Source organism: Candidatus Desulfofervidus auxilii (assembly GCA_030262725.1).
In the GTDB taxonomy this organism is placed as follows: domain Bacteria; phylum Desulfobacterota; class Desulfofervidia; order Desulfofervidales; family Desulfofervidaceae; genus JAJSZS01.
The window spans coordinates 95722-107727 of record JAJSZS010000003.1 but is presented as its reverse complement, the minus strand read 5'-3'; the positions used below and the strand labels follow the sequence as shown (position 1 = coordinate 107727).

Here is a 12006-nt window from a genome sequence, read left to right as displayed (position 1 = left end):
AAATATATCAAATAACACTTTTTTTGTCATTATTTTTTAAAACAGAATTAATCCATGTCTTTACTTCTTCATTTAAAATTTCTTTATAACGCTGAAATCCTCCAAGACCATGGACACCAAAACCATAATTAATTTCTAAAAAAAACGGTTTTTTATCTTTAGAAAACATAATATCCATAGCAGCTAAATTAATACCTGTTTTTTGGCAAAGTTTTTTTGTAAGAGAAATTGCCTTTTGCTCAAGCTTTGGATTTAAATTATAAAATATTTTAGCTCCCCTGCTTACATTGCTTCTAAATTCACCTGGTGTTTGTTGACAACGCCAATAAGTTAAAAAACGATTGCCTATAACTACTACTCTTAAATCACAATGATCATGCTCAATATAGGGTTGAATAATAAAAGAAGGTCCCTTTTTTTCATATCCTCGAAACTGCTCCAATATATAAAACAATTCTTTCTCATTTTTCACTAAATGTACAAAAACCCCTCCTCCCCCTTTACTCCATTTAACAACAAATGGATATTCAAATAACTTTTCTCCTTCTGCCTGCCTTTTCTTAAATTCCTCTAAACCATGATATACTTTTGTTGGTGGATAAGGTATACCTGCTAATTCAAATAAAAAGATATGTCCTACTTTTCCTGGAAAATGAAAACGAGTATCCATGCATGGGAAAACTGGAGCAAATTTTTTGCAAAACCAATAATGTACACTTCTACAAATAGGTGGCAAAATAATACACTTTGCTTGTTTCATAAGAGATATTTGCTCTGGTGAAAACATACCTTGAGGTAGACGAAAAGACACATCACCTTTTACCATTTGATAAAAAGAAAGAATCATTTCTTTTTAATCTTTGTTTTTAATTTTTTATCATGGGTTAAAGTCAAAGCCTTATTATAATGATAGTGAGCCTGTTTTGATTTTGCTTTTGATTCAAAATAACAGCCAAGATAATAATGTGCCCAATCCATTTGTTTATTTTCTGCATAACACTGTGCTAAAGCATAATATAAACGTGAAAGATATGATATATTTAAAATTTCTTTTTTTGAAAACATTTCTATCGTTTTATTCCATATTTTTATAGCTTCTTCTTTTTTTCCTAATTCTTTATAAGCCCGTCCTAAATGAAAGGCTACTTCTAAATCAATAGGTACTTTCTTTAAAGAATCAATTGCTTCTTTAAATTTTCCTATTTCAGTATAACAAATACCAAGTTCACGTAAGAATAAAGTTTCATTTGGCTCTAATTTTAAAGCTTTTTTTAAATATTCAACAGCTTTCTGCCAATTTCTTTCCTGCATAAGACATAAAGCAAGTCCATAATAATTTGAAGGTTCTTTTTTATTTCCACATAATTTTTGTTTAAAAAAATTTTTAGCTGCTTCTTTATCAGTATAAAGGGCACGTAATCTTGCCTGCATGAGATGAAAACGTGGGCGTTGTATAGCTATACTTTTATGAGCAAGATGCTTTAAAGTATTGGATATGTAAACTATTCTAATGCCTATATCTGGGTGTGTTTTTAAATAAGCAGGTATCCTTCCAGGGCTTTCTAGACTAAAGCGTGCAAGCTTTCTAAAAGCACTTACCATAGCTTTTCCTTCATAACCTGCCTTTAAAAGCAAATCTAAACCATGTCTATCTGCCTCTTCTTCATCTTGACGACTATATTTCAAAGAAATAGCCATACTTGCTGCCATAGAAGTAGTAGTAATAGCACTAGTTGCTTCCCCTTCACTAGCAAGTAAAGCTCCAGCAAGTATTGCTACCAAAGTAGCTAACCCAATTTTTTTTCCTCGTGTTAATCTTTTAGCAATATGCCGACATTTTACATGAGCAATTTCATGTGCTGTAACAGCTGCAAGTTCATCTTCTGTATCAAAAATAAGAAAAAGTCCTCTATACATAAAAACATATCCTGCTGGTCCAGAAAAAGCATTTAAAGTAGGATTATCAATTAAATAAAAATGATAATTAAAATGTCTCTCTTCTAAATGATTTACTAAATATTGACCAAGCTCATTGTAATAACGATTGAGCACAGGATCAGATATAATGGGTAATTGACGCTTAACTTCAATGAAGAATTTTCTACCCATTTCTTTTTCTTGATCAATGGTAAGAGGGAAAGCTGTTTGTGGCCATAAAAGGAAAAAAATAAGAAAAAATATTCCATACTTTTTCATAAAAATATTTTACTGCAAATGATAAATAAAATAAATCCTTTATGAAAAACAACATGAATTTTATACTGATTCTACTGCTTTTATTTCAGGTAATTCTTTTTTTATATAAGCTTCTACACCTTTTTTTAAAGTAAGTTGAGCCATTGGACAACCAACACATGCACCTTTTAATCTTACTTTAACAACATCATCAACAACATCTACCAATTCTATATCCCCACCATCAGCCTGTAGATAAGGTCTGATGCGGTCTATGACCATTTGAACCTTCTCTTTTAATTTACTCATGTTACCTCCTCTAACATAAATTGGGGTAATACAAGAAATACCCCTAAATGAACTTTAGGATTATAATAACGTGTTTTCATGCCTTGCCAACGGTTTTGGATAGTTTTTTCGTCTACAGCTAAAGGGTCATATTTTAAACTACCACATGTAAAGCTCCATAATGCTCCTGGATAAGTAGGCATAGTATAAACATAAATCCGAACAATTGGATAGATTTCTTTTAGACATTGATGTAGTTGTTTTAGTGCTTTTTCTTGGTAATATGGACATTGAGTTTGAAGTACCATAAGACCATCAGAAGCTAAAGTTTGTTTTAAATTTAGATGAAATTCTTTCTCATAAAGTGCTTTTGCTAAACCTATTGGGTCAGTAGAGTCAATAATAACCACATCATATTTTTGATTAGTATTTTTTACATATTCAATACCATTGGCAATATGAATGCTTACTCGTTTATCCTTTAATCCTTTACTTATACGTGGAAGGTATCTTTGAGCAACTTCAATAACTTCCGCATCTATTTCTACTAAATCAATATGTTCTACTGTAGAGTGTTTAAGTATTTCACGAACACTCCCACCATCTCCTCCACCAATTACTAATACCTGTCTTGGACAAGGATGAGTAAATAGAATAGGATGAACGATCAATTCATGATAAATAAATTCATCTTTTTCTGTTAATTGAATACAACCATCTAGTACCAAAACCCTTCCCACCCCTTTTGCTTTTAATACATAAATCTCCTGATAACGAGATCGTCCATGATATAAAACATTTTCTACTGGCAATCCTAACTGTAATCCATCTACATCTTCATAAAACCAGAAAAAGGGTTTTTTCTTTCCCATCTACTAATCTATACCTCTATGAAAATTGAGCAGATGCATTTTTTGAGGCTTTAAGTACGATTTAATCACTTCTACCACCTTTTCTGGATTTAGATACGGAGCACAGGTATAAATGTCAATTGCTGCATAACCTATTTCAGGCCAAGAGTGAATACTCATATAAGATTCATTAAGAAGAGCAACTGCACTTAACCCTTGCGGATTAAACTTATGTGTTTTTATTTCTATCACTCTAGCTCCACAGGTTTTAACTCCCTTTTCAAGCATTTCTTTTATTAATTTTTCAGAATCAAGTACTTCTCCCTTACATCCCCATAATTCTAATATCAAATGCTTCCCCGCACATGCCATTTCACCCCCCTATTAATTATTTTTTAATAAGGACAGGTTACATAGGCCTCCTCATCATAATAAAGTTCTCTTTCCCAATCTACTTTGCCTTTTACTAATGGTCTGGGTAATTCTGCAGCATAAATTCGAAAGAGATTAGAGGTATAAAAATCTATTTCTGGTCTTTTTACTTCTACTGGCGCTTCTTTAGCTACCCGTAATTCTAAATTCAATATATCATCTCTTTCTAAAAGATAAGTGTGAAAATTACGAAGAATATCAGTGATTGTAAATCCCATATCTAAAATATCTCTTTGCACTTGCCACCATTTTCTGCGAGAAGCTTCAAGATGGGTTAAGCCAAAATAGCCAACTCCCCCTTCTCCTTTTAATGCTTCAACACAGCGAGAAAGAAATAAACGTAGTCCACCAACTGTTTCTACTGGATCAGTTAAAAAGACATCAAATTTTTGTCTTAATTCTTCAGGGATAGGATAACGAGCATCATAATGAAAGATGTTTAAATTAGTCCAACCTTTTGAAGCAGCTTTCTTTTCAAGAAATTTTAAAATTCTTTCATCTATTTCTAATACTGTTACTTCCTTTGGCCAACCAGATGCTAATAAAGCAAGAGAAGTAAGGTCATCATCACCTAATAAAAAGATTTGTTTTCCTTCTATATCTCCTAATTGATACATAAATAATACACGTGCAACTGTATCAGCAGGTGTTACATATCCTTGGTCATATTCAGAAATAGCTTTTGGACGTCCAACAATTAATTCTTGAAAAAATTCTAATAATTCTTGAAATGAAGAAAATGTAATACCTTTACCTTGACATGTAGGACATCTAATTGAGACAAAAGGGGAAAGACCCAAAATTTTTGCTTCTTCTTTTCCTTTGGGAGTAACTGAAAAAAGATTATTTTGATATTCTAATAAACCTTCTTCAAGAAGTTCTTTTAAAACCTTTTGAGTAGTGGGTATATCAACATCTATTTGCTTGAGGAGTTGCCAATAGCTCAAGGGCTTGGCTAATAAAATTCGCAATGCCAAATGCCTAACCCTTGCCTTGGCCAATCTCGCCTCCTCTCTCTTCGATCATAAATCATAGCGAGCGTCATCTTTACATGATTAAAAAAGAATGTCAAGGGGTGCAAAAATAAAAAATATTTTGTTCCTTTTTTGTCCCCTTTTTATGTTAAAAGAGAATTGGAAAGGAGGTGATAAATGAAAAGGAAGTTTTTGTAAACATTTTTTTTATTTTTAAAGGAGGTTAAAAATGGTAGAAAAAGAAAATTTGTTAAAAATGGCTATGGTGCGTGAAGCTGCTGAGGAAGAGGTATTTTTATTTCCAAATGTAGTAGGTGTTGGTATTGGATTTAAAACAGTAGGAGGTCAAATTACTGAAGAAATTTGTATTAAAGTTTATGTAGAGAAGAAATTACCACAAGCAGAACTAGCAGCAGAGGCTATTATTCCTGCTGAATATGAAGGGATCCCCCTTGATGTAGAAGAAGTTGGTAAAATAGAGGCACAGGTCTTTAAAACAAGACTAAGACCTGCTAGACCTGGATATAGTATAGGGCATTATCGCATCACAGCAGGAACATTTGGTTGTTTGGTAAAAGATGTTTGTTGTTCTGAAATTTATATCTTAAGTAACAATCATGTTCTTGCTAATTCAAATATAGCTAGAATTGGAGATCCTATTTTACAGCCTGGTCGGTATGATGGGGGGAGTCTTCCTAATGATTTAATTGCCAATCTAAGAAGATTTGTACGTATAAATTTTGGAGATAGAGATAGATACAATTTAGTGGATGCTGCTATTGCCAAACCAATTGAAATAAGGATGGTAAGAGCAGATATTATTAATATTGGTATACCAAATGGATGTGCTGAGGTTGCTTTAGGTATGAGTGTTAAAAAAAGCGGAAGGACTACTCAAACAACAATCGGAAAGGTTATTGGGACTGATGTCAGTATAGTTGTTAATTATGGAGGAGGTAGAATTGCCTATTTTAGAGACCAAATTCTCACGACTAATATGTCAGCAGGTGGGGATTCAGGCTCTATTTTATTAGATACGGACGGGAGGGTGGTTGGTCTTTTATTTGCAGGTTCATCTCGCGTAACTGTTCATAATAAGATTCAGAATGTTTTAATGGCTTTAAGGATTAAGCTTATTAAAAATTAAAGGAGGAAAAAATGTTTAATATGGAATTGTTAAAAAAAGAAATAGAAATGCTTGAAGCTGAGATAAAAAGGGAAGCAGATGCAGAATATGCAATTAAGGAAGCAGCAATTGCTCGTGAAATAGAGATGGGTAGGCTAAAAGAAGAAGAAATGATTGAGTTTCTTAAAAATTTGAATATTTCTAAAGAAACTTTAGAAAAAACAAATGAAGAAGTAGAAAAAATTTCAATAAAAGCTTTAGAAGAGACAGAAAAGTTAGAAGGCACACCAGATGAAGTGCTAATTAATGAAATAGAACAGCTGCAGAATATGCAAGCATTAGGCATAAGTTCCATTATGGCAAATGTAGAGTTGGGTATTCAAAGCCATTGGTGGGGCAGTGCTAGTCCTTATTATTGTTGTGGAAGCATACATAAACATAATGAAGGAGGTATAACAAATGGTGGGTATTCATGTCCAAAATATGCAATTTCAAGCAATAGAATGCATCCATGGGTATATGCAAAAGGGGATGGACTATTGGGGTATACTGATGATAATGATGTGACTGTTTATAATACACTTTATTTTGCTTATTGGCCTACTGGTTATGAAGTTGTAAGACCAAGGGCATGGGTCAGTATTCATGGTTATTATGGAATATATTCCAATGATAAATGGTGGAATCATAGATGGGCTAAAATTAAACTAGATATAGGTATTAATGTATATCAAAATTATTGGGTAGGTGCTAAATGGATTAATATAAAAAATAGGTCTAATGATAATATTAATGAAAGAGGACGTATTGATCGTTATACAACTATTGAAGCAAATCCTTTAACTGTAGGTCCAAATAAATGGGTAATTATAACAGTTACAACAAAGCTTCGTGTTGAGTCAGAAGGGAGAAATGCATGGGGAAAATTATCATTTACAGGGTCTGATTTTATCAGTGCGTCTATGATAGCAATAAGATAAATAAAAAAGAGGGATTGGTTTTGATTTTTTAAAATTAAGCCAATCCTTCTTATAAGGTGAAAAGATGATTGAGGAAATAAAAAATAAATATGAATCTAAATTTATGGCAATAGATGGAGTGGTAGGTGTAGGTATTGGCAAAACTAAAGATGGTGTGTCTTGTATTAAAGTTTATGTAAAAGAGAAAACAACAGAGATAGAAAAATTAATCCCTAATAAGGTTGAGGGTATTAATGTGGAAATAGAAGAAATTGGAGAAATTAGTGCTCTTTAAACTTCCGCAATTTCCATATTATAATACTAAAACCACTGCCAATAAAAGCACCAACTAATACATCAGAAGGATAATGAACGCCAATATAAATTCTTGCTATTCCTACCAAAAATGCTAGCCCTAAAAAGATAAAAATTAATATTTTTTTTCTAAAAAGAAGACATAGATAAGTGGCAGCAGAAAAAGCTGTCTGTGTATGAGCTGAAGGAAATGCATATGTTTTTGGTAATGGCTTTAAAGTTCGAATGTCAGCAATAGTTAATTGAGGACGGGGTCGCATTGTTAAGTCTTTAATAATTAAAACCATTATGAGACTTAAAAGCATAGCAAGCATTAACCAAGGCCAATGATGTTTAAAAATATTCCATCTATAAGATAAAAGCCCTATTGCAGTAAGGATAGTTAATATCCAAAATTCTCCTAAGTAACTGATAAATAAAAAGAAAATATCTAAAATAGGATGAGCAAGTTTATTTAGTGAAAGAAGAATAAATTTATCTAAAAAAATTAAATTATTCATGTACGTATTTTTAAAGTTTCTATTAGTTTATCTACAAATGTTAAAATAAATGCACGTTGAGATTCATTAGCATACTTTATACATTTGCAATGGAGACGTTGTCGGCTACGAATTAATAATTCTACACGAATATAATTTTGTCCTACTTCTACTGCAAAATAATAAGGTTGGCAATTTTTATGCTCTTTCTGGATATCATCCCATAGGTCTTCTGGCAAATGTACCCAATAAACATTGTGTAAGGGTGTTGATTCAGCTTGTTTTTTAAGATAATTGTTAATTTTTTTAATATCTACTGCACTTATTTCATCAAATAATAACTGACGCATGATTTACTCCTTTATTTTCATTACTTCTAATCCTACTTCAATTAAACGACGAAAGCGTTGATTAGCCAAATGTGGCAAAGTGGCTTTTAAATTAGCAAGACTATTACCTTTATCTGGGAAGACTAATACTTCCATATAAGTATTAAGTTCTTTAGGTACTTCCTGACCAATAACTAATACTTGACCTACTCCAAGAGATTCTAATTTTTCCCAAAGAGGGGCATTTATCCCTTTTAAACATGCAAGACAAGGATTAACACCAGTAGGATAGAGCAGTTTTTTAAAAGCAAAAAAACTTATTATGTCTGGTAAAAGAAAGGCAAGTCCATAGTCTGTTAATTCATAACTTACTTGCCAAAGCCCAAATATACCAAGAGGATCATAAGGATAGAGTAGTTTCCAACCTGTTTTTTGATGATAAACTGCTAAATTTAATAGCTCCCCCTTTTCATCATAACAAGGAAACAGAAAATGTCCTCTTAATGCATCTTTTATATTATTGTTTTCTTTTTTAATAAATCCTAAATTACATAAAGTTTCTGTAATAGCTGGATAAGTATTTAAAATTTCAGCATAATGTTTAACAAATTCGTCTGTTTCTGGACAATAACCAATTTTAAATTTTTTTATTTCTAATTGTTCAATATCCCATTTTGCTAAAGCTTCCCATTGTGGAGACAATTCTTCTTTTTTTTGTTTATAAAAAAGTTCGTGATAAAAATTAATAGTCATTTTAAGCAGTTTTATTTCCTTATCTCTTTTCATAGGCACTTTCTAACGCTAAATTTATTAATTTTTCTAAAAGTTGTGTGAAAGATATTCCTAATTTTTTAGCAGCTAGAGGAAAAAGGCTAGTTTCAGTCATACCAGGAATAGTATTTATTTCAAGCACATAAATATCTTCATCCTTTAAAATCATATCTGTGCGACTATAACCTTTACATCCTAAAGCTTTATGAGCAGTAATAGCACATTTTTTTGCCTTTTCAGTGAGATGGGGTGGCAATAAAGCAGGACAGATTTCTTTTGTAACACCAGGTACATATTTTGCCTCATAATCAAAAAAAGTATGTTTTCCTTGTGGAATAATTTCAACAATAGGTAATGCTAATAATTCTTTATTTCCCAAAACACCACCAGTAATTTCTCTTCCTTTAACATATTCTTCTATTAGGATAGTTTCACTCTCTTTAAAGGCAATTTCAATAGCTGAATTTAATTCCTCTTTATTTTCAACAAGGCTTAATGCAATACTTGATCCTCCATCCGAAGGTTTTACTATAAGTGGAAGTCCAAGCATATCAATAATATAATTAAGATCATATTTTTCATAATGAGATATAACAATATCTCTTGGTACTTTTAAACCAACTGAGCGAAATATCCTTTTTGCCATAATTTTATTCATTGCTAAAGCACTTGCTAAGACACCAGAACACTGATAAGGGATACCTAAAAGGTCTAGCAAACCTTGGATTGTACCATCTTCTCCATAACGTCCATGAAGCATTATTAAAGCAACATCAATTTTAGAAGCATCTTGTACAAGCTTAGGAATGTCAGTAGCTGGGTCATAAATAATGACTTCATATTTTTCTTTTGGTAGTGCATTTTTAACTTGTGTACAACTTTTTAAAGAAATTTCTCTTTCGTTTGATTTGCCTCCACAGAGTAATGCTATTGTTAATTTTTTCATTTCTTACTCCAATGTTTTGATAAATTCTGGTCCAAATGGTAAATGAGAAAAAATTATTTTTTCAAGTGCCTTTGTACGATTGTAAAATTCCTCAATCCTTTGTCTGCTTTTTTCATCTTTCCCATACCGTTTTATTAAATCTTCAAATCTTTCTTCAAGTGAAACAATAGTTTGATGTTTTACACGCTTATCTGAATAATTTACAATTGTTCTTTCTTCTATTTTTAATTCATTTGGTAATTCTATATGCCACCTTATAATTTCTGCTACTTCTGGATAACCTAAAGCAGTTATCCATTCTGCACCTTTTTCTGCATGATTTATATTAGGATGTTTGAGGCTATAAGTCTTAGCAATATCATGTAAAAGGGCACCAGCCTCAATTAAAGATAAATTTAAATCAATTCCTACATCTTTGAGTGAATGTGCTAAGAATAAAGCGATTTTAGCAACTTGTTTTGAATGGGCAATAATATGTGGATACGTTCCATATTTTTTTAACAAATTAAGACACTCTACTGGAGATGGTATTTTAATCATAGAATTTTCTTTACCAACTTCTATCAAAATTGGCAACATTGACTTTCTTATACCCTGATGCTAAATAATTCCACTATGTTAGATCTGCGATTTGTAAGAAAAAATATTGAATTGGTGAAAGATGCTCTTAAAAAAAGAGGATCAGAATTAGATATTAACGTATTTTTAAATCTTGATGAAAAAAGGCGTGTTATTCTTAAAGAAGTAGAGGTTCTTAAAGCAAAAAGAAATCAACTTTCTGCAGAGATTTCTAAAGCAAAAAGAGCAGGAAAAGATATAAATGAGCTCTTGAGAGAAGTAAAGACACTTTCTCAAAAAATAGATAATTTAGATGATGAATTAGAGAAAATAGAAGCAGAAATTCAAGAGTTTCTTATTCAATTACCTAATATCCCTCATCCTTCTGTGCCTATAGGTAAGGATGAGACAGAAAATGTAGTAGTAAGGACTTGGGGTGAAAAACCTCAATTTACATTCACACCAAAACCACATTGGGAGATTGGAGAGGCATTAGGTATATTAGATTTTAAAAGAGCAGCTAAGATTTCAGGCTCTCGTTTTGTTGTTTATAGAGGTGATGGAGCGGCTTTGGAACGAGCACTTATCAATTTTATGATAGATTTACATGTAAATGAACATGGATATATAGAGATTTTTCCTCCATTTTTAGTAAGAGAAGAATGTCTTTTTGGTACTGGTCAATTGCCAAAGTTTAAAGAAGATTTATTTAAAGTGGAAGGAGAAGATTATTATTTGATTCCTACAGCAGAAGTGCCAGTTACAAATTTGCATCAAAATGAGATTTTAAGAGAAGAAGATTTACCAATTAAATATGTTGCTTATTCTGCTTGCTTTAGGGCTGAAGCAGGTTCATATGGTAGGGATGTAAGAGGCATTGTACGACAGCATCAATTTAATAAAGTAGAATTGGTAAAATTTACTACTCCAGAAACTTCTTATGATGAGTTAGAAACATTATTAAATGATGCTGAGGAGGTATTAAGACGCCTTGGACTTCATTATCGGATAGTGCTTCTTTGCACTGGTGATTTAGGTTTTTCAGCAGCAAAGACATATGATATTGAAGTTTGGCTTCCAGGGCAAGGTGTTTATAAAGAGGTATCTTCTTGTAGTAACTTTGAAACATTTCAAGCAAGAAGAGCAAATATTCGGTTTAAATCTAAAGGAAAAAAAGGGACAGAGCTTGTCCATACACTCAATGCCTCAGGTTTGGCTATAGGACGTACTGTAGTAGCTATTTTGGAAAATTATCAATTACAAAATGGCTCAGTATTAATCCCACCTGTATTGCGTCCCTACATGGGAGGGAAGGAGAAAATAGAAGCTAAAAAAACCTTTCCCAAATGAATAAAAGTGGTTGTTTCCCTTCCTTTAATACCTTTCCTTCAATTGCCTCACCAATAAAAAGTGTATGGTCACCAGCTTCAAATGTATTAACAAGTTTACATTCAATATAGGCTAAAGCATCTTTAAGTACAGGTGAACCATGTCCAGCTTCAAAATGTTCAAAATTTGCTAATTTATCTGTTTTTCTACCAGATTTAAAACCAAAATGTTTGGCAATCTCTATTTGATCCTCACTTAAAGTATTAATGGCAAAATAACCAGCTGATTTAATGAGTCCATGAGTATAACGGGCAGGAGCGATTGAGACCATAATTAGTGGAGGTTTAAAAGAAACTTGAGAGACCCAAGCTGCTGTCATTCCATTCTTTCGTCCTTCAGCTTTAACTGTAACAACATAAACTCCATGCATTAATGCTTTTGCAATAATATCTTGCATTTTTGTCCTCCTTTTTG

16 protein-coding genes are annotated in these 12006 nt (G+C 32.1%); 4 read left to right on the top strand and 12 right to left on the bottom strand.

Going from position 1 to position 12006, the window contains the following annotated elements; all coding sequences use genetic code 11:
- Positions 1-7: 7 nt before the first annotated feature.
- The 6 genes from LWW95_02975 to LWW95_02950 are packed head-to-tail and all read right to left on the bottom strand — an operon-like array spanning position 8 to position 4747.
- Positions 8-847, bottom strand: a complete 840-nt coding sequence (locus tag LWW95_02975) for an ATP-grasp domain-containing protein (GenBank protein MDL1956003.1) — start codon at positions 845-847, stop codon at positions 8-10.
- Positions 844-2196 carry a M48 family metalloprotease gene (locus LWW95_02970; GenBank protein MDL1956002.1) on the bottom strand — a complete coding sequence of 451 codons (1353 nt, stop codon included), beginning with the start codon at positions 2194-2196 and terminating at the stop codon, positions 844-846. The genes LWW95_02975 and LWW95_02970 overlap by 4 nt, the downstream gene beginning before the upstream one ends.
- A gap of 60 nt (positions 2197-2256) precedes the next feature.
- The gene (locus LWW95_02965; GenBank protein ID MDL1956001.1) at positions 2257-2484 is read right to left on the bottom strand and encodes a NifU family protein; all 228 of its coding nucleotides are present in this window, start codon (positions 2482-2484) and stop codon (positions 2257-2259) included.
- Positions 2481-3335 (bottom strand): polyamine aminopropyltransferase, encoded by an 855-nt coding sequence (speE, locus tag LWW95_02960; protein ID MDL1956000.1) that lies wholly within the window; start codon positions 3333-3335, stop codon positions 2481-2483. The genes LWW95_02965 and speE overlap by 4 nt, the downstream gene beginning before the upstream one ends.
- Before the next feature lie 3 nt (positions 3336-3338).
- A complete protein-coding gene (gene speD / locus LWW95_02955; GenBank protein MDL1955999.1) occupies positions 3339-3686 on the bottom strand; it encodes an adenosylmethionine decarboxylase in 348 nt (115 codons plus the stop codon).
- A gap of 23 nt (positions 3687-3709) precedes the next feature.
- Positions 3710-4747 carry a bis-aminopropyl spermidine synthase family protein gene (locus tag LWW95_02950; GenBank protein MDL1955998.1) on the bottom strand — a complete coding sequence of 346 codons (1038 nt, stop codon included), beginning with the start codon at positions 4745-4747 and terminating at the stop codon, positions 3710-3712.
- Between the two features lie 202 nt (positions 4748-4949).
- Between LWW95_02950 and LWW95_02945 the strand changes: the two genes are divergently transcribed.
- From LWW95_02945 to LWW95_02935, 3 genes are all read left to right on the top strand, one after another.
- Complete coding sequence (locus LWW95_02945) at positions 4950-5867, top strand: S1 family peptidase (protein ID MDL1955997.1); 918 nt, start codon at positions 4950-4952, stop codon at positions 5865-5867.
- An 11-nt stretch (positions 5868-5878) separates the two neighbouring features.
- Positions 5879-6826, top strand: a complete 948-nt coding sequence (locus tag LWW95_02940) for a hypothetical protein (GenBank protein ID MDL1955996.1) — start codon at positions 5879-5881, stop codon at positions 6824-6826.
- Between the two features lie 64 nt (positions 6827-6890).
- On the top strand, positions 6891-7100 hold the full coding sequence (locus LWW95_02935; protein MDL1955995.1) for a hypothetical protein: 210 nt from the start codon (positions 6891-6893) through the stop codon (positions 7098-7100).
- Here LWW95_02935 and LWW95_02930 read toward each other — a convergent pair.
- From LWW95_02930 to LWW95_02910, 5 genes are read right to left on the bottom strand one after another with little or no spacing between them, the layout of a single operon-like run.
- A complete protein-coding gene (locus tag LWW95_02930) occupies positions 7087-7620 on the bottom strand; it encodes a phosphatase PAP2 family protein (GenBank protein MDL1955994.1) in 534 nt (177 codons plus the stop codon). The genes LWW95_02935 and LWW95_02930 overlap by 14 nt on opposite strands.
- Complete coding sequence (locus tag LWW95_02925; GenBank protein ID MDL1955993.1) at positions 7617-7949, bottom strand: hypothetical protein; 333 nt, start codon at positions 7947-7949, stop codon at positions 7617-7619. Before LWW95_02925 ends, LWW95_02930 begins: the two co-directional genes overlap by 4 nt.
- Positions 7950-7952: 3 nt before the next feature.
- On the bottom strand, positions 7953-8714 hold the full coding sequence (locus tag LWW95_02920; GenBank protein MDL1955992.1) for a hypothetical protein: 762 nt from the start codon (positions 8712-8714) through the stop codon (positions 7953-7955).
- A complete protein-coding gene (locus tag LWW95_02915; protein MDL1955991.1) occupies positions 8701-9645 on the bottom strand; it encodes a D-alanine--D-alanine ligase in 945 nt (314 codons plus the stop codon). The genes LWW95_02920 and LWW95_02915 overlap by 14 nt, the downstream gene beginning before the upstream one ends.
- A gap of 3 nt (positions 9646-9648) precedes the next feature.
- Complete coding sequence (locus tag LWW95_02910) at positions 9649-10185, bottom strand: HDIG domain-containing protein (GenBank protein MDL1955990.1); 537 nt, start codon at positions 10183-10185, stop codon at positions 9649-9651.
- A 75-nt stretch (positions 10186-10260) separates the two neighbouring features.
- On the opposite strand from LWW95_02910, the gene serS reads away from it, so the two are divergent.
- On the top strand, positions 10261-11553 hold the full coding sequence (gene serS, locus LWW95_02905) for a serine--tRNA ligase (GenBank protein ID MDL1955989.1): 1293 nt from the start codon (positions 10261-10263) through the stop codon (positions 11551-11553).
- On the opposite strand, the gene LWW95_02900 is transcribed toward serS, so the two are convergent.
- Positions 11531-11989 (bottom strand): flavin reductase family protein, encoded by a 459-nt coding sequence (locus LWW95_02900; protein MDL1955988.1) that lies wholly within the window; start codon positions 11987-11989, stop codon positions 11531-11533. The genes serS and LWW95_02900 overlap by 23 nt on opposite strands.
- Between the last annotated feature and the right edge of the window lie 17 nt (positions 11990-12006).